The organism is Stenotrophomonas sp. STEN054 (genome assembly GCF_056854535.1).
On sequence record NZ_JBXFWG010000009.1, the window covers coordinates 1 to 15,962 of the forward strand.

Sequence of the window (15,962 nt, forward strand, 5' to 3'; positions counted from 1 at the left end):
ATCGCCTGGGGCGTCTTTAAGAGTGGCCAGAACTTCGACCCGACCATGCTGAAAGTCGGTCAAGCCCGCTTCCAGCAGGCTTGACCACGAACATAGGATCTCGACTCTACAAAAACGCTACGACCCCGGTCAGCCTTCGCGGGCGACCTGGAAACCGGCGAACGACTGGCTCACCGGCATCAGTTCGAGGCGATTGATGTTCAGGTGCGGCGGCAGCGTGGCCACCCAGAAGATCTGCTCGGCGATGTCTTCGGCGGTCATCGGGTTGGCGCCGGTGTAGAGCTTGTCCGAGGCAGCCTGGTCGCCGTGGGTACGGACCACGGTGAATTCGGTTTCCGCCATGCCCGGCTCGATCGTGGTCACGCGCACGCCGGTGCCGTGCAGGTCCGAACGCAGGCCCAGCGAGAACTGGCTGACGAATGCCTTGGTGCCGCCGTAGGCGTTGCCGCCCGGGTACGGGTACACGCCGGCCACCGAGGAGATGTTGATGATCGCGCCCTTGCGCTCGACCAGCAGCGGCAGCAGGCGATGGGTCAGGGTCACCAGGGCGGTGATGTTGGTGTCGATCATGGTGGTCCAGTCCGACAGCTTGGCGCTCTGCGCTGGCGCGGTGCCCTGGGCCAGGCCGGCGTTGTTCACCAGCAGGTCGATGTCACCGAAGGCCGGCGGCAGCGCCAGCAGCGCGGCTTCCATCGCCACCGGGTCGCGCACGTCGAACACGGCGGCGTGCACCACGTCCTTGCCATAGCGGTCGACCAGCGGCTGCAGGCGTTCGCCACGACGGCCGGTGGCGATCACTTTCCAGCCGGCCTGGGCGAAGCGATGGACGGCGGCGGCGCCGAAGCCGGAGGTGGCGCCGGTAATCAGGACGGTGCGGGTCATGCAGACAACTCCGTGGGGAACCAGACCCCCATTCTGGCACCGTCGGCCGGTGCCTGCGTTGCCCGATCAGGCCGGGTTCGCCGGGCTGGGGGCCTTGCTGGGGTCAGAGCCCTTTGCCTGCGGCAAGGGGATCCGACCCCGGCACGGGCCTCGGCAGGGTTCAGCGCAGGCGGAACACCCGTGCCTTGGGCAGGTCTTCGTCCACCTGCAGGAACCAGCGCCCGGCAATGCCCGGAATCACTTCGATCTGCGGCGCTTGCAGGGTCTTGCGCAGCTTCATCTGGCCCTTCATCACCTGCCACTGCTGGCCATTGTCGAGTATGAAGACGGTGCCCGGCTCCCAGCCGGCGACATCGCCCACCACCCGTGCCGTGACCGGGCCTTCTTCCAGGCCCAGGTGCATGGCGGCCGGGGCCGGCACGTTGGCTGGCGAGGGTGCTGCAGGCAGCGCTGCCGCCGGCTGGGCTGCCACCGCCGCCGGCGCTGCGCTTTCCGCCTCGCGCAGCACCCGGTTCAGTGCCTGCAGCTGTGCCGGGCTCAGCCCCACTTCGGCCAGCTGGGCCGCGTTGAGGTGCTGTTCGACCGGCACGAAGCGGTCCTGGGCGGTGGCGGCAAAGCTGCTGGCGACCAGCAGGGCGGACAGAAGGAACCGGCGCATCGGCGAAGTCTCAGCGGAAGTGCGCACACTTTGCTACGACGGGATGACAGTCCGGTGACACACGCCGGGCCGGTACAATGGGCCATGATCAACAACGATGTACTGCGCAGCGTGCGCTACGCGCTGGACCTGGGCGACCACCACGTGGTGACCCTGTGCCAGATGGCCGACCCCGCCTTCGTGGTCGATACCGAGCAGGTCAGGGCCTGGCTGCGGCGCGACGACGAGGCCGGCTTCGAAGCGATGAACGACGGCGCGCTGGCGCACTTCCTGGATGGGCTGATCGTGCACCTGCGGGGTCGCGACGAGAGCCAGCCGCTGCGCGCGGTGGAGACCCGCATCGACAACAACCTGGTGCTGAAGAAGCTGCGCGTGGCCTTCCAGCTGCGCGACGTTGACCTGATGGAAATCTTCGCCAGCGTCGGCTTCAGGGTGTCCAAGTCCGAGCTCGGCGCGCTGTTCCGCCAGCCCGGCCACACCAATTACCGGCGCTGCCTGGACCAGATGCTGCGCAACTTCCTCAAGGGCCTGAGCCTGCGCGTGCGCGGCTGAGCACGGCCTCGACGAAGGCCCGCGCCGCCGGCGTGGGCAGGCGTTGCCAGGCCAGGTGCACGCGCCGGGTCGGGGTGGGCTGCAGCGGTATCTGCACCATCCCCTCGAACCCCTGCGCGATCAGCACCGGCACGATGCCCACCGCCAGCCCATGGCGGACGAAGCGCTCGATCAGCTCCATCTGGTTGACCTCGAAACGCACCTGGTGCGGCAGGCCGGCCGCGGCGAATGCATCGTCGGTCTGCCGGCGCGCGCCGGTACCGCGCGCGAAGTCCACCAGCGCCTCGTCCTGCAGCAGGGCCAGCGGCAAGCGCGCCTGCCCGGCCAGCCGATGCGTCGGCGCCACCACCGCCACCAGATCCTCTTCCTGCAGCATCTGGTGGCAGACGCCATCCAGGCTGGCCGACGGTGCCAGCCCGACCAAGGCGACATCCAGTTCACGCGCCTGCACCTGCGCGATCAGGGTTTCGCTCTTGTCCACGCGCAGCTGGAATTCCACCTGCGGGTAGGCCTGGCGGAAGGTGGCGAGGATGGCCACCACGTCGATGTCGGTGAGCGAGGAGATCTGCCCGATCGCCAGGGTGCCGCGCACCTCGCCGGTCACCGCCGCCACGTCGGCGCGCAGGTGGCGCAAGCTGGCCAGCACCTGCCGTGCATGCACCAGCAGCGCCTCGCCGGCTGGCGTGATCCGCACCTGCCGCGGCAGGCGTTCGAACAGCGGCGCACCCAGTTCCGCTTCCAGGTGCGCGATCTGGTGGCTCAGCGCCGACTGCACCACATGGCAGCGCGCGGCGGCACGGGTGAAGTTGCCCTCTTCGGCCAGGGCCACGGCAAATTCGAGCTGCGTGAGCTTCATGCGGGCTGCCCCTGTCGACCATCTGAATTTCAGATGCCAAGGATGATGATGATTCATTTCCATCATCAATGCAGCAGGAGGACACTGTGCGCCCCACGTTCTGGAATGCCCCGTGAGCCTTTCCCTCCCTCCCCTGCACCGCTGGCAGGTGCTGCTGATGTCGGTTGCCACCGGCGTGGCGGTGGCCAGCAATTACTACGCGCAGCCACTGCTGCACACCATCGCCGATGCGTTCGGCGTGCCGTTCGGCCAGATCGGAATGGTGGTGACCGCTGCCCAGCTGAGCTACGCCGCCGGGCTGATCCTGCTGGTGCCGCTGGGTGACCTGTTCGAGCGCCGCCGCCTGATCGTGGTGATGAGCCTGCTCTCGGCCAGTGGCCTGGTCATCAGTGCCTGTGCGCCGTCGCTGGCCTGGCTGCTGGTGGGCACGGCCATCACCGGGTTGTTCTCGGTGGTGGCGCAGGTGCTGGTACCGTTCGCCGCGACCCTGGCCGCGCCGGAGCATCGCGGCCGCGTGGTCGGCACGCTGATGAGCGGGTTGCTGCTGGGCATCCTGCTGGCACGCACCGTGGCCGGCCTTCTGTCCAGCCTGGGCGACTGGCGCCTGGTCTATGCCATCGCCGCCGCCGTGCTGGTGCTGACCGCACTGGCGCTGCAGCGCGGGCTGCCGCGCTTCCACCACACCGCCGGCCTGGGCTATTTCGCCCTGCTGCGCTCGATCGGCACCCTGTTCGTGCAGGAACCGGTGCTGCGCCAGCGCACCCTGCTGGGCGCGTGCAGCTTCGCCATGTTCGCCATCTTCTGGACCCCGCTGGCATTCCTGCTGGCACAGTCGCCGTACGAATACAGCGATGCCACCATCGGCCTGTTCGGCCTGGTCGGTGCCGCCGGCACCTTGGCGGCGGGGCTGGCCGGGCGCATGTCCGACCGTGGGCAGACCGGCCGCGCGACCGCCATCGCACTGGTGATGCTGCTGCTGTCGTGGCTGCCTCTGGGCCTGTCGGCGCACTCGCTGCTGGCGCTGCTGGTGGGCGTGGTGGTACTGGACCTGGCCGCGCAGCTGCTGCACGTCAGCAACCAGAACCTGATCTACGCGCTGCAGCCGGACGCACGCAACCGGCTCAACGCTGGCTACATGACCGGCTACTTCATCGGCGGTTCGCTGGGATCGCTGCTGTCGGCGCAGGTCTACCAGCACTTCGGCTGGACCGGCGTGTGCGTGGCCGGCGCGGCGGTGGCCGTGCTCGCCCTGCTGCTGTGGCTGCCCGGCGCGTGGCGTGCGCGCCAGGCAGCGATGGCCCGCTAGAAACTGCCCTGCAGGGCCAGCTCCCAGCGCCCGCCGGCATTGCCGGGGAACAGCCGGCGCGCGGCATTGTCGGTGTCGTGCACGGTGGCACGCAGTTCCCACGCCGGTGCCAGTGTCGCGACGGCGCTGAGCTGGCCATGCAGGTAGTCCGGGCCCTGGGCATCGGCCAGCCAGTAGTGGCCGACCGCCGCTTCCAGGCGGAAGCGGTCGTTCAACGGCAGGCGTCCGCCCAGCTGCGCATAGGTGCCACGATGGCCGCCTGCCAGCGCATCGCTGGAATGGGCCAGCTGCAGCCACGCCCGCTGCTTCCAGCTGAGGGTGGCGCCGAGTTCGGTCCAGTCCAGCGTGCGCCCGGTGCCCGGGTACAGGTAGCGGGTGACGTTGGCATCCAGGCTCCAATCCCGCGCCACGGCACCGGACCAGCCGGCCACCAGATCGAATTCACTGCGCGCACCGATGTCCGGCGTGAACGACACGTTCGACCCCCACACGCTGGCATACAGGCCCGAAGGTAGCGCCAGCTTCGCCCCGGCCTGCACCGCCGGGTCGCCACCGGCCTGCGAGCTGCCGCGCCACACGTAATCGCTGGTCACCGCCATGCTGCCGCTGGCCTGCACCTGCGCCTGCGCGCTGCCGATGCCGAGCAGGCCGGCCACCAGTGCGGTCACGCCCGCGCTCATCCCCTTGCTGTCCACTGCGTGGTGTTCCTTGTACAAGGCGGTTGCACCGCCGGGACGGCAGTGTCGGCGGCGGGGCCATAACGGATCGATGGCGCAGCGGCAGCGTTCGCGCAAATTCAACGTAAAGCGAACGGGCTCGGGCAGTTGCCGGGGTATCATGGCGCCCTGTTGAAAGGAGCCCTGCGTGGACGCCATCCTGACCCCGGTATCAATCGGCGAGCTGATCGACAAGATCACCATCCTCGAGATCAAGGCAGAGCGCATCGACGATGCCGCCAAGCTGGCCAACGTACGCACCGAACTGGACGGCCTGCTGCCGTTGCTGCAGCAGCAGCTGCAGGCGCAGCCGGCGCTGGGCGCGCTGCGCATCCAGCTCAAGGCCATCAACGAACGCATGTGGGATATCCAGGACCAGCTGCGCGACAAGGAAGCGGCGCAGGTGTTCGATGATGCGTTCATCCAGCTGGCGCGCGGTGTCTACGGCACCAATGGCGAGCGCATCGTGGTGAAGAACGAGATCAACCGCGTGGCCGGCTCGGCGCTGGTGGAAGAGAAGCAGTACCAGGGCGAGTAAACCCCTGCATCAGCCGCATTCGAGCAGATGGCGGATGCGGAACAGCTCGCCATCGCTGTGGATGCCCAGCTTCTGGTAGGCGGCTTTCTTCTGCGTGCTGATGGTGCTGGCCGAGCGCTGGAAGCGGCGCGCCACTTCACCGGTGCTGCAGCCCTGCAGCACCAGCCGCAGGACTTCGCGTTCGCGCCGGCTGAGCGGAGTGAGCGCCAACGCGGGGGCGCGCCGCGTGCGCGAACGATTGAGCTGCGTGCGCAGCTCCGGCGGCACGAAGCGGCCTCCGCGGGACACCGTATCCAGCGCGCGCAGCAGCATCTCCGGCGACGTCGCCTTGGACAGGAACCCACGCGCACCGGCCTGCATCGCCGTGGCCACCGTACTGGCATTGCAGTGGGCCGACAGCACCAGCACGGGCAGGCGCGGCCAGCGCTGCGTCAGTTCGCGCAGCAGGGCCAGGCCATCGCCGAGGTCGCCCAGCGGCAACGCATCGATCACCAGCAGATCCACCGCGTACGGGTCCTGCTGCAGCAGCGCGAGCAGCGGCGCTTCATCGTCGAAGCTGGCGCAGACCTGCACGCCGCTGTGCTGGCTCAACAGCACTTCCACGCCCAGCCGCAGGACCGGATGCGGATCCAGCAACGCCAGCCGGCGCGGCCGATCGGGGAGCAGGGGAGGAAGCGCAGGTGACATTGCGGCGGGTCCTGTTGGACAGGACCGTCATCCTGGGACCCCCTCAACAGCAGCGGAATCCAATTTCTTGCAATGCAGCAAGCGACACGGTGCGCAGTCACCTGTCGTTCCGCTTTGTCAGAACGCAACAGGCCCGGCATTGCCGGGCCTGTTGGTGCATCTCCAGCGCGCGGACGCGCCGTGCAGCAGTTACCAGCTGAAGCGCGGGCCGACGGTGTATTCCTTGTCGCCGTGGCGGTTCATCTTCAGCTCGCCGTTCAGGCCCCAGTTCTGGTTGAGCTTGACCTGGCCACCCAGGCGGCCGTACCACTGGCCTTCCGGGTTGACGCCGTGCTTCTTCGAATAGTCTTCGTAACCGACCAGACCGTAGACTTCGGCATGCGGGCCGAACGCGGTGCGGATACCGGCTTCAGCGCTGTAGCCATTGAAGTCCAGGCCGTGCTTCGGGTCGAACTTCTGGTAGGCGACGCGGGCGACGAAGTCGCTCGACGGGGCGATTTCGACGTTGTAGCCGGCACCGATCTTCCACTGGTCAACCTTCAGGTTGGTGTGGTCGATTTCCTGGCGGCTGTATTCGCCGAAAGCGTGGAAGTTCGGCAGGAAGCCGTAGGAACCCTTGACGCCCCAACCGTCGGCCTTGACGCCATCAACGTCGGTCTTGGCGTAATCGGCCTCAGCGTAGTTGTAGGACAGGTTCTCGGCGGCCGAGGCAGAGAACGGCAGGGCAGCGGCCAGTGCCAGAGCAATCAGCGAATTCTTCATGGGGGTACACCTTTACGTTCTTATGTTGTGCAGCAGCGCCAAAGCGCCATCGCATCGGGAATGTAAATTCTCCGTTATTCGCCACAACGCTCCCTGAAAACAGCCGTCTTTGCTTTGCTGAATTTTTTGGCTTGATTCAGGCAGTTTCAGGCATACGCGCGCGGTGCGCGAACGCAGCTCCGGCGTGATCGCCGCGTATTCACTGCACCGTTGTCGATTTCCCCCACGCCGGTTCGTCGGGTCATTGAAGGCCGTGCATGTGGCACGGCCCACCTCGGAGGCAAGCGATGAGTTACATCGATGGTTTCGTCCTGGCGGTGCCCACTGCCAACAAGGAAAAATTCCTCGCCCACGCGCGCAGCGGCGACGTGGTGTTCATCGAATACGGTGCCCTGCGCGTGGTCGAGTGCTGGGGCGATGACGTTCCGCACGGCAAGACCACCGACTTCTTCGGCGCGGTGAAGGCCACGCCGGATGAAACCGTAGTGTTCTCGTGGATCGAGTGGCCGGACAAGGCCACCCGCGATGCCGGCATGAAAAAGATGATGGAAGACCCGCGGCTGGATCCGGCGCAGAATCCGATGCCGTTCGACGGTGCACGGATGATCTACGGCGGCTTCGTTCCGATCTACGAACTGACCGCCTGACGCAATCGACGCTCAGCGGGCGTCCGTTTCATCACTGCCTGCCGCATGGCCGGCGCCCAGCGCGGCGCCGGCACCCAGGCCCAGGCCGCCCATGCCGCCGCCCATGCCCCCTCCTCCACCGCCACCACCACCGCCACGGCCGCCCTTGGCATCCCCGTCGCTGCGCGCCTTGCCGCTGCCACCACCGCTGCCGCCAGGCCGCGTCGGCCCCTGCGGCGGAATGCGCAGATCGCTTGGGATGGGTGCCAGGTCGAGGGCTTCGCGCACGAAGTCACGCAGCGACACCACCAGTTCGTGGGTGTGCACCGGCCGGCCCTGTGCCAGTTCCTCGGCCGCGCGCGCGGCCAGGCGCACCTGTCCGTCGGTGCCCAGCAGCAGGATGTCCGACAGGGCCGCTTCCACGGCATCGCGGATGCGCCGGGCGCGGTCCGAACCGGGCTCGGCGATGCCGTGTTCGGCTTCGCGCTGGCGCAGGTCGCGGCGATGGGTAGGGTCCACGCCCAGCTCACCGGTGAACGAACCGCCCAGGGTCTTGTAGGCCGCCATCAGCGTGCGCAGGCGTTCGTTGATCTGCCGGTTCTCGCGCTCGCGGCGCTGCTGCAGGGTCTGCATCACCAGCAGGCGGATGCCCACGCCCAGCAGGGTGATGAGGACCAGGCCGGCCAGGGTGGAGAGCACGCCCTGCCAGGAACTGAAATCGATGCCGCGCATGCCCGGGGCTCCAGCGGGAAGAACCTGCATCTTGCCGCAAAGCCCGCCCCTGAAATGCGAAAGGCCCTCCCGCCCAGTGGGCGGAAGGGCCTTCTGTCACCGCGCGATTACTTGCGCTTGGCGACCTTGCGCACGGCCTTGGCCGGAGCCTTCTTGGCAGCGGCCTTCCTGGCGACGACCTTCTTGGCCGGTGCCTTCTTGGCGGCAACCTTCTTCAGCGGCGCAGCCTTCTTGGCCACGGCCTTCCTGGCGACGGCGACCTTCTTGCCGACAACCTTCTTGGCAGCAGCGGTCTTCCTGGTGGCAACCTTCTTGGTGGCTGCAACCTTCTTGCCGACGACCTTCTTGGCAGCGGCGGTCTTCTTGGTGGCGACCTTCTTGGTGGCGGCAACCTTCTTGCCGACAACCTTCTTCGCAGCCACGGCCTTCTTGCCGGCGACCTTCTTGGCGGCCACGGTCTTCTTGGCCACGGCCTTCCTGGCGGTGGCGACCTTCTTGCCGACAACCTTCTTGGCGGCCGCGGTCTTCTTGGCAACGGTCTTCTTGGCGACGGCAGCCTTCTTGGCAACGGTCTTCTTGCCGACGGCAGCCTTCTTGGTGGCGGCCTTCTTCACGGTGGCGACCTTCTTGCCGGCAGCCTTGGTGGTCTTCTTGGCCGCAGCGGCCTTCTTGGTCACGGCCTTGCCGGCAGCAACGTTCTTCTTGGCCACTTCCTTCTTCAGGGCAGCGGCTTCGGCCTTGGCGTTCTTCTTGGCCGTTTCCAGCTTCTGCTTCGCCTTGGCGACGGTCTTGCCGACCGACTTGGCAGCCTTCTCGGCCTTCTTGGCAACGGTCTTCTCGACCTTGGCCACGGCCTTCTTTGCCTTGGCAACGCGGGTACCGGCAGCCTTGGTGGCGCGCTTGACGGTCTTCTTGACCGACTTCACGGCGTCTTCGGCGGCGTGGGCGATGGTCTCGCCAACGTTGGCGGCGGTTTCTTTAACGTTCTCGACGGCGTCGGTCACGACCGACACACCATTACCGTTGCTCATGTTGCCCTCCTGGGGGCCTGGATTGTCAAAACGGGGCGATGCTATACCGACATTGTCCGTCGTGGAACGGGGCGCACATATTCAATCGCACCGGATGCGACGGCACTGGTGTAGGCGAACACCAGCGCCGGACCGGGCTGCATTCAGAAAACCCCTTTATTTAAGTGTTGTGCGATGCTGGGCGTGTGCCCGTGCCCCACCTGCGGGCCACGGCGCATCGCAGACCGACACGCTGCGTGCCGCGCACGATCGCAACGCCAGGATGCGTCGAACTGCGCAAGTGTCGGAACATGTCGGCACGCGGCGGAGGCACGCCTGCAGGGTCGACATGCGCGTCGCGGGCCGTTCTTTTTTCATGGGCCATTTATCCGGACCGCGACACACTCATTCAGCTTGCTCTACCGTATAGCCCTACGGCCCCACTCCACCGTCTGCGAACCGACTCCCATGCGACCGCTTCCCACCCTGCTCACGCTCGCAATTGCTGCTGCCTTCGGCGGCTTCGTCGCCACCGGCATCAACGCCCATCTGGACAACCGCGCCGATGCGGCGCCGTTGCCCGCCGCGCTGCCGACCAGTGCCGCGTTGCCGGCGGCGGTTGCCGGACAGCCCGTGCCGTCGCTGGCGCCGATGCTGGAAAAGGCCATGCCGGCCGTGGTCAGCGTCAACACCAAGCAGGTGGTGCGGGTCCGCAATCCGTTCTTCAACGACCCGTTCTTCCGCCGCCTGTTCCCCGACGTGCCGCAGGAACGCATCAACGAATCGCTCGGTTCGGGTGTCATCATCGACGCCAGCGAAGGCCTGGTGCTGACCAACCACCACGTCATCGACAATGCCGACGACGTGCAGGTGACCCTGGCCGACGGGCGCACGGTGAAGGCCGAGTTCATCGGTTCGGACCGCGATACCGACATCGCCCTGATCCGCATCCCGGCGCAGAACCTTACCGACATCAAGCTCGGCAACAGCGACCAGCTGCGGGTGGGCGACTTCGTCGTGGCCATCGGCAACCCGTTCGGTTTCAGCCAGACGGTGACTTCGGGCATCGTCTCGGCGGTGGGCCGCACCGGCATCCGCGGGCTGGGCTACCAGAACTTCATCCAGACCGATGCGTCGATCAACCCGGGCAATTCCGGCGGCGCGCTGGTCAACCTGCAGGGCCAGCTGGTCGGCATCAATACCGCCAGCTTCAATCCGCAGGGCAGCATGGCCGGCAACATCGGCCTGGGCCTGGCCATTCCCTCCAACCTGGCACGCAGCGTGGTCGACCAGCTGGTCAAGCACGGCGTGGTGGTGCGCGGCACGCTGGGCGTGGAAGCGCAGAACCTGAGCGCGCAGATCGCCCAGGGCCTGGGCCTGGGTGAAACGCGCGGTGCGCTGATCACCCGCGTGCTGGCCGGTTCGGCCGCCGCTGCCGCCGGGCTGAAGCCGGGCGACGTGGTGGTGTCGGCCAACGGCCAGCGCGTGGACAGCGCCGAAGCCCTGCACAACGTCGAAGGCCTGGCGGCGGTCGGCAGCGTGCTGGCGCTGGATGTGCGCCGCGAGGGCAAGGCGGTGCAGGTCAAGGCCATGCTGAAGGAACAGGCACGCTCGGTGGCCGGCGACAGCCTGGACCCGCGCCTGACCGGCGCCACCTTCACCGACCTGCCCGAGTCGCTGCGCCAGTCCGGCGTGGGCGGCGTGCTGGTCAGCGAGGTCAAGCGCGGCAGCCGCGCGGCCAGCAACGGCCTGCAGCAGGGCGACATCATCAGCGAGGCCACGGTGGGCGAATTCGCCGACCTGGCCAGCTGGCGTGCCAACTTTCAGCAGCGCCCGGCCAACCTGGTGCTACGCATCCTGCGCAACAATGGCCAGCAGCAGGGCCAGCTGGTGATGCGCTGATCGCCCCGCCGTAACACCCCCTATACCCGGCCGATGCTATTGCTGTACGCCCCATCGGCCGAACCGTCGTTCGTCCCCCCATCGCAACAGGAGTGATTCGATGAGCCCCACCAATACCGAGAACCTGAAGGAACACCTGGGTGAAGCCGGTTCCCACCTGAAGCAGGCCGCCAGTGCTGCCGGCGGTGCGATCAAGGGCGCCTCCGGCGCTGCGACCGACGAACTGCGCATCGGCAAGGCCAACGTCAAGGCCGAACTGTCCGACAGCGCGCTGTCCGGCCTGGCCGCCGCCGAATTCGGTGGTGCCGCAGCCAAGGAACAGGTCGACGCACTGATGGACAAGGGCAAGGACCTGGTCGACAGCGCCGCCGAGCTGATCCGTGAGCGGCCGCTGGCATCGTTCGGCGTGGCCTTCGCCGCCGGCTGGCTGATCGCCAAGCTGGCCAGCAGCAGCGACAAGTAAGCTGCGGCGTGAGCGAAGAGACCACGCAAGCACCCGATCCGGCGGCCACCCCGCCGCTGGACGAGAGCATCCGCCAGGTCGGCGCGGCGGGTAAGGCCGCCGCCGATTCGGCGAAGAATTCGCTGCGTTCGCTGCGGCGGTTGGCTTCGGCCGACTTCGCCCTGGCGCGCAGCGCATTCGGGCGCGCTCTGGCCTGGGCCGGGGTCGGCATCGTGTTCGGTGCCTCGGCCTGGCTGCTGATGGCCGCCACCCTCATCGCCCTGCTGCAGAGCTGGGGCCTGAGCTGGCTGCAGGCCCTGCTGATCACCTCGCTGCTCAGTCTGGCCGTCACCGGCTACGCCATCTGGCGGGTGTCCTACTTCTTCCACCACACCGGCATGCACGCCACCCGGCGCCAGTTGTCGAAGCTGGGCCTGTTTGACGAGCCCAGCGAAGACGACCCCGATGCCGAGGTGCAGATTCCGGAGGGCAAGCCATGAAGTTCGGCGCGCTGCAGCGGCGGGTCAAGCGCTGCGAACAGGTGATGGCCGTACGCATGGCCGAAACCGAGGACAGCTGGACCGTGCTCAGCCAGGTCTGGCGGCAGGGCTGGTCGCCGCTGCGCATCATCACCGTCGGGCTTGCCGGCGGTTTCCTTGCCGGCAAGCTGGAATTACCGGGCAAGGTCAACGGCGCACGCTGGCTGCAGATGATCGGTTCGGTATCCAACCTGTTTGCCAGCGGCCAGGCGGCATTTGCCGCCGCGATGGCCGCGCATGCGGCCGATACGGCGGATGAAGCGGCCGACCAGGCCGATGAAGCCGCCGAGCAGATGGCCCCGCAGGCCGCTCCCCGCCCGGCTCCGGGACCGGCAGCCGCCCCCGAACCGGAACTGCGCGAACCGCAGCCGGCCGAAGCGGCCACCGACGTCTCCGAACGTTGACTCGACACATCCGCCGCGTTGATCGCGGCGGGCGGATAATGGGCCTCCCTTCCCGGTCGGTGCGTCGATGAGCGAGTCCCTGCTGTCCCCTGTGGCCCCCGAACCGGAAAGCAGGGCTCCCCTGCCGCCGCCCTCGCGCCCGCGCGGGCCGATGTCGCTGGTGGTGCTGGCTACGCTGGCCGTGGCCTTCACCCTGTGGGCCGCGCAGGACATCATTCTGCCGGTGCTGCTGGCAATGTTCTTCGCCCTGGTCGGCAACCCGATCCTGCGCTTCCTGCGCCGGCTGTGGATCCCGCGCGCGATCGGTGCGCTGCTGATCCTCGGCACCGGCCTGGGCGTGACCGCCTCGCTCGGCGTGCAGCTGATCGGCCCGGCAATGGACTGGGCACAGGAAGCACCGCAGCAGCTGCGCAAGATCGCCCGCCAGGTGCAGGACCTGACCAAGCCGGTGCAGCAGGCCAACCAGGCGGCGGAAAACTTCGCGCGCGTCGCCGGTGGCGAGAGCAACCGCAGGATCCAGGTCATCCGCACGCAGCTGGACGACCCCTATCGCGTACTGACCCGGGCACCGAAGCTGGCCGCATCGGTACTGGCGGTGGTGCTGCTCACCCTGTTCTTCATGATCTATGGCGAGAGCCTGCAGCGCGCGGCCATCGCCCTGTTCCCCAACCGCCAGCAGCAGCGCTTCACCACCGACATCCTGCGTTCGATCGAACGCGAGGTCTCCCGTTACGTGCTCACCATCAGCGTCATCAACACGCTGGTGGGGCTGGTGTTTGCCGGCGTGCTGATGCTGCTCGGCATCGGCCTGCAGGAGGCCCTGCTGTGGGGCACGGTGGCCGCGCTGCTGAATTTCGCGCCGTACGTGGGCCCGCTGATCGGCGTGGCGATGATGCTGCTGATGGGCTTTGTCGAGTTCCGCGATCCGCTGCAGGCCCTGCTGCCGGCCGCCGCCTACCTGGGCCTGCATACGCTGGAAGGGCAGCTGGTGACCCCGGTCGTGCTGGGCCGGCAGATGAAGCTGTCGCCGCTGGTGCTCATCCTGGCCCTGATGGTGTTCGGCTGGGCGTGGGGCATGGTCGGCCTGCTGTTGTCGGTGCCGCTGCTGGTCTGCATCAAGCTGGTGCTGGCGCGCCTGGAGGGCATGCAGGGCTGGGCGCGGCTGCTGGAATGAAAGCCCCGGCGGGCAGGCGTAGAATGGCCGGGTGAAATTTCTCGTCCAAGCCATCACCCTCGACCTCGACGACACGCTCTGGCCGTTCGCGCCGATCGGCGCCCGCATCGACGTGGTCCTGCACGAATGGATGTGCGAGCACAGCCCCGCCACCGCCGCCATGTACCCGGTGGCGGCGATGCGCGAACTGCGCGAGCGCTCCTTCCGCGACAACCCGCAGCTGCACTTCGACCTGAGCGCGCTGCGCCGGCTGACGATCCAGGAGGCGCTGCAGAACAGCGGCGCCAGCCTGGACCTGCTGGAGCCGGCCTACGAAGTGTTCTATGCCGCGCGCAACCAGGTGGAGTGCTATCCCGATGCCCTCGACGCGCTGGCGCGCATCGCCGAGAGGGTACCGGTGGCGGCGCTGAGCAACGGCAACGCCGACCTGGAACGGATCGGCCTGTCGCATCTGTTCGCCTTCCAACTGGGCGCGCGCGAACATGGCGCGGCCAAGCCGGAGCCCAGCATCTTCCATGCCGCCTGCGACCGCCTGGGCGTGGCGCCAGCGCAGGTGCTGCACGTGGGCGACCATATCGAGATGGACGTGGCCGGGGCGATCACGGCCGGCCTGCGCGGCTGCTGGATCAACCGCGACGCTGCCACCTGGACCCATCCGCAGCTGCAGCCGGACCTGCAGTTCGACACCCTTACCGGCCTGGCAGACTGGTTGGACGCCAACCTCGATGCCGCCGACGAACACCGGAGTAACTGACGCATGAGCGAGATCACCGGCTTCACCGCCACCGCCACCGCCGCACTGCCGCTGTACGTGCTGGACCGCGAGCAGTACGCCCGCTGGAAGGCCGCCCAGCCGGCTGCACAGCAGGCATGGCTGGACGCACAGGGCTTCAATGCCAGCGGCCACAGCGTGGCCCTGCTGCCGGGCGCGGACGGCCTGGCCGGTGCGGTGATCGGGGTTGGCGACCGCGCCGATGCCTACGCCTATGCGCATGCCCCGCACGCCCTGCCCGAAGGCAGCGTGTGGCAGCTGGCCACCGAACTGCCGGCCGCCGAACAGGCGCTGCTGCAGCTGGGCTGGGGCCTGGGCAGCTACCGCTTCGACCGTTACCGCAAGCGCAACCGAGCACCGGCACAACTGCTGGCCAGCCCGACGGCGGAAGTGGCCGACCTGATCGCGGCCAGCCTGCGCGTGCGCGACTGGGTCAACACTCCGACCGAGGACATGGGCCCGCAGCAGCTGGAAGACGCCGCACGTGCGCTGGCTGACACCCACGGTGCGCAGGTCGAAGCGATCACCGGCGATGAACTGCTGAAGCAGAACTTCCCGGCCATCCACGCAGTGGGCCGTGCCTCGCACCGCGCGCCGCGCCTGATCGTGCTGCGCTGGGGCAAGGACAGCGACCCGGCGCTGGCGCTGGTCGGCAAGGGCGTGTGCTTCGATACCGGCGGCCTGGACATCAAGCCGGCCGACGGCATGCGCAACATGAAGAAGGACATGGGCGGTGCCGCCCACGCGCTGGCCCTGGCCGGGCTGGTGATGGCCCAGCAGCTGCCGGTGCGCCTGACCCTGCTGATTTCGGCGGTGGAAAATGCGATCGGCCCCGATGCCTTCCGCCCGGGCGAGATCATCGCCACGCGCAAGGGGCTGAGCGTCGAGATCGACAACACCGACGCCGAGGGCCGCCTGGTCCTGTGCGATGCGCTGACCTTCGCCGGCGAGCAGAAACCCGACCTGGTGCTGGACTTCGCCACCCTGACCGGTGCCGCCCGCATTGCGCTGGGCCCGGACCTGCCGGCCCTATTCAGCAACGACGACACGGTGGCCCAGCAGTGGCTGCAGGCCGGCGATGAAACCCGCGACCCGGTGTGGCGCATGCCGCTGTGGCGCCCGTACCTGCGTTACCTGAGCAGCGGCGTGGCCGACCTGGCCAATGCCGGCTCGCGCATGGCCGGCTCGGTGACCGCCGCGCTGTACCTGGAGCGTTTCCTGGAAAACGACCAGCGCTGGGCACACCTGGACGTGTATGCCTGGAACGACGGCGAGCGCCCGGGCCGTCCGGCCGGTGGCGAGGCCCTGGCCCTGCGTTCGGCCTGGGCGATGCTGAAGAAGCGATACGCCTGAGGGAGCCGCCGGGCATGGCCCGGCGCTACCGTTTGCGCTGGAAGTTTGACG

Annotated in this window: 19 protein-coding genes; 11 read left to right on the forward strand and 8 right to left on the reverse strand. The window is 67.9% G+C overall.

Going from position 1 to position 15,962, the window contains the following annotated elements:
- Positions 1-129: 129 nt before the first annotated feature.
- Together AC1VXD_RS05130 and AC1VXD_RS05135 are read right to left on the reverse strand one after the other, a co-directional pair.
- Complete coding sequence (locus tag AC1VXD_RS05130) at positions 130-882, reverse strand: SDR family NAD(P)-dependent oxidoreductase (protein ID WP_108767469.1); 753 nt, start codon at positions 880-882, stop codon at positions 130-132.
- Positions 883-1,042: 160 nt separating this feature from the next.
- Positions 1,043-1,540 (reverse strand): hypothetical protein, encoded by a 498-nt coding sequence (locus AC1VXD_RS05135; RefSeq protein WP_482991144.1) that lies wholly within the window; start codon positions 1,538-1,540, stop codon positions 1,043-1,045.
- A gap of 84 nt (positions 1,541-1,624) precedes the next feature.
- On the opposite strand from AC1VXD_RS05135, the gene AC1VXD_RS05140 reads away from it, so the two are divergent.
- Positions 1,625-2,092: a YehS family protein gene (locus AC1VXD_RS05140; protein WP_482991145.1), complete on the forward strand. Its 468-nt coding sequence runs from the start codon at positions 1,625-1,627 to the stop codon at positions 2,090-2,092.
- Here AC1VXD_RS05140 and AC1VXD_RS05145 read toward each other — a convergent pair.
- Positions 2,061-2,948 carry a LysR family transcriptional regulator gene (locus AC1VXD_RS05145; protein WP_482991146.1) on the reverse strand — a complete coding sequence of 296 codons (888 nt, stop codon included), beginning with the start codon at positions 2,946-2,948 and terminating at the stop codon, positions 2,061-2,063. The two genes, AC1VXD_RS05140 and AC1VXD_RS05145, sit on opposite strands and share 32 nt — an antisense overlap.
- A gap of 157 nt (positions 2,949-3,105) precedes the next feature.
- Here AC1VXD_RS05145 and AC1VXD_RS05150 point away from each other — a divergent pair, with 157 nt between their 5' ends.
- Positions 3,106-4,254, forward strand: coding sequence for an MFS transporter (locus AC1VXD_RS05150; RefSeq protein WP_482991234.1), 1,149 nt, complete (start codon positions 3,106-3,108; stop codon positions 4,252-4,254).
- On the opposite strand, the gene AC1VXD_RS05155 is transcribed toward AC1VXD_RS05150, so the two are convergent.
- The gene (locus AC1VXD_RS05155) at positions 4,251-4,949 is read right to left on the reverse strand and encodes a TorF family putative porin (protein ID WP_482991147.1); all 699 of its coding nucleotides are present in this window, start codon (positions 4,947-4,949) and stop codon (positions 4,251-4,253) included. The genes AC1VXD_RS05150 and AC1VXD_RS05155 overlap by 4 nt on opposite strands.
- Positions 4,950-5,118: 169 nt before the next feature.
- Here AC1VXD_RS05155 and AC1VXD_RS05160 point away from each other — a divergent pair, with 169 nt between their 5' ends.
- Entirely contained in the window at positions 5,119-5,508 is a 390-nt protein-coding gene (locus AC1VXD_RS05160) for a DUF6165 family protein (RefSeq protein WP_406233392.1), read from the forward strand.
- 9 nt (positions 5,509-5,517) lie between these two features.
- On the opposite strand, the gene AC1VXD_RS05165 is transcribed toward AC1VXD_RS05160, so the two are convergent.
- Positions 5,518-6,195 (reverse strand): response regulator, encoded by a 678-nt coding sequence (locus AC1VXD_RS05165; RefSeq protein ID WP_482991148.1) that lies wholly within the window; start codon positions 6,193-6,195, stop codon positions 5,518-5,520.
- 189 nt (positions 6,196-6,384) lie between these two features.
- On the reverse strand, positions 6,385-6,957 hold the full coding sequence (locus AC1VXD_RS05170) for an OmpO family porin (protein WP_482991149.1): 573 nt from the start codon (positions 6,955-6,957) through the stop codon (positions 6,385-6,387).
- A gap of 287 nt (positions 6,958-7,244) precedes the next feature.
- On the opposite strand from AC1VXD_RS05170, the gene AC1VXD_RS05175 reads away from it, so the two are divergent.
- Entirely contained in the window at positions 7,245-7,604 is a 360-nt protein-coding gene (locus tag AC1VXD_RS05175) for a DUF1428 domain-containing protein (protein ID WP_108767461.1), read from the forward strand.
- Between the two features lie 12 nt (positions 7,605-7,616).
- On the opposite strand, the gene AC1VXD_RS05180 is transcribed toward AC1VXD_RS05175, so the two are convergent.
- Together AC1VXD_RS05180 and AC1VXD_RS05185 are read right to left on the reverse strand one after the other, a co-directional pair.
- Positions 7,617-8,315, reverse strand: a complete 699-nt coding sequence (locus AC1VXD_RS05180; protein ID WP_482991150.1) for a hypothetical protein — start codon at positions 8,313-8,315, stop codon at positions 7,617-7,619.
- A 107-nt stretch (positions 8,316-8,422) separates the two neighbouring features.
- The gene (locus tag AC1VXD_RS05185; RefSeq protein ID WP_482991151.1) at positions 8,423-9,346 is read right to left on the reverse strand and encodes a histone; all 924 of its coding nucleotides are present in this window, start codon (positions 9,344-9,346) and stop codon (positions 8,423-8,425) included.
- A 447-nt stretch (positions 9,347-9,793) separates the two neighbouring features.
- Here AC1VXD_RS05185 and AC1VXD_RS05190 point away from each other — a divergent pair, with 447 nt between their 5' ends.
- From AC1VXD_RS05190 to AC1VXD_RS05220, 7 genes are all read left to right on the forward strand, one after another.
- On the forward strand, positions 9,794-11,227 hold the full coding sequence (locus AC1VXD_RS05190) for a Do family serine endopeptidase (protein ID WP_482991152.1): 1,434 nt from the start codon (positions 9,794-9,796) through the stop codon (positions 11,225-11,227).
- Between the two features lie 100 nt (positions 11,228-11,327).
- Positions 11,328-11,690, forward strand: coding sequence for a hypothetical protein (locus tag AC1VXD_RS05195; protein WP_108767457.1), 363 nt, complete (start codon positions 11,328-11,330; stop codon positions 11,688-11,690).
- 8 nt (positions 11,691-11,698) lie between these two features.
- Complete coding sequence (locus tag AC1VXD_RS05200; RefSeq protein WP_108758411.1) at positions 11,699-12,169, forward strand: phage holin family protein; 471 nt, start codon at positions 11,699-11,701, stop codon at positions 12,167-12,169.
- Positions 12,166-12,612, forward strand: coding sequence for a protein sip-5 (locus AC1VXD_RS05205; protein ID WP_482991153.1), 447 nt, complete (start codon positions 12,166-12,168; stop codon positions 12,610-12,612). The genes AC1VXD_RS05200 and AC1VXD_RS05205 overlap by 4 nt, the downstream gene beginning before the upstream one ends.
- 67 nt (positions 12,613-12,679) lie before the next feature.
- Positions 12,680-13,786 (forward strand): AI-2E family transporter, encoded by a 1,107-nt coding sequence (locus AC1VXD_RS05210; protein WP_482991154.1) that lies wholly within the window; start codon positions 12,680-12,682, stop codon positions 13,784-13,786.
- Between the two features lie 31 nt (positions 13,787-13,817).
- Positions 13,818-14,540: an HAD family hydrolase gene (locus tag AC1VXD_RS05215; protein ID WP_482991155.1), complete on the forward strand. Its 723-nt coding sequence runs from the start codon at positions 13,818-13,820 to the stop codon at positions 14,538-14,540.
- 3 nt (positions 14,541-14,543) lie between these two features.
- Positions 14,544-15,911 (forward strand): leucyl aminopeptidase family protein, encoded by a 1,368-nt coding sequence (locus tag AC1VXD_RS05220; RefSeq protein ID WP_482991156.1) that lies wholly within the window; start codon positions 14,544-14,546, stop codon positions 15,909-15,911.
- Positions 15,912-15,962: the final 51 nt, after the last annotated feature.

Bases quoted from the DNA above. Each gene is read 5' to 3' on its own strand.
- AC1VXD_RS05130 (WP_108767469.1), bottom strand. From the start codon at position 882: ATGACCCGCACCGTCCTGATTACCGGCGCCACCTCCGGCTTCGGCGCC.
- AC1VXD_RS05135 (WP_482991144.1), bottom strand. From the start codon at position 1,540: ATGCGCCGGTTCCTTCTGTCCGCCCTGCTGGTCGCCAGCAGCTTTGCC.
- AC1VXD_RS05140 (WP_482991145.1), top strand. From the start codon at position 1,625: ATGATCAACAACGATGTACTGCGCAGCGTGCGCTACGCGCTGGACCTG.
- AC1VXD_RS05145 (WP_482991146.1), bottom strand. From the start codon at position 2,948: ATGAAGCTCACGCAGCTCGAATTTGCCGTGGCCCTGGCCGAAGAGGGC.
- AC1VXD_RS05150 (WP_482991234.1), top strand. From the start codon at position 3,106: ATGTCGGTTGCCACCGGCGTGGCGGTGGCCAGCAATTACTACGCGCAG.
- AC1VXD_RS05165 (WP_482991148.1), bottom strand. From the start codon at position 6,195: ATGTCACCTGCGCTTCCTCCCCTGCTCCCCGATCGGCCGCGCCGGCTG.
- AC1VXD_RS05170 (WP_482991149.1), bottom strand. From the start codon at position 6,957: ATGAAGAATTCGCTGATTGCTCTGGCACTGGCCGCTGCCCTGCCGTTC.
- AC1VXD_RS05175 (WP_108767461.1), top strand. From the start codon at position 7,245: ATGAGTTACATCGATGGTTTCGTCCTGGCGGTGCCCACTGCCAACAAG.
- AC1VXD_RS05180 (WP_482991150.1), bottom strand. From the start codon at position 8,315: ATGCGCGGCATCGATTTCAGTTCCTGGCAGGGCGTGCTCTCCACCCTG.
- AC1VXD_RS05185 (WP_482991151.1), bottom strand. From the start codon at position 9,346: ATGAGCAACGGTAATGGTGTGTCGGTCGTGACCGACGCCGTCGAGAAC.
- AC1VXD_RS05190 (WP_482991152.1), top strand. From the start codon at position 9,794: ATGCGACCGCTTCCCACCCTGCTCACGCTCGCAATTGCTGCTGCCTTC.
- AC1VXD_RS05195 (WP_108767457.1), top strand. From the start codon at position 11,328: ATGAGCCCCACCAATACCGAGAACCTGAAGGAACACCTGGGTGAAGCC.
- AC1VXD_RS05205 (WP_482991153.1), top strand. From the start codon at position 12,166: ATGAAGTTCGGCGCGCTGCAGCGGCGGGTCAAGCGCTGCGAACAGGTG.
- AC1VXD_RS05210 (WP_482991154.1), top strand. From the start codon at position 12,680: ATGAGCGAGTCCCTGCTGTCCCCTGTGGCCCCCGAACCGGAAAGCAGG.
- AC1VXD_RS05220 (WP_482991156.1), top strand. From the start codon at position 14,544: ATGAGCGAGATCACCGGCTTCACCGCCACCGCCACCGCCGCACTGCCG.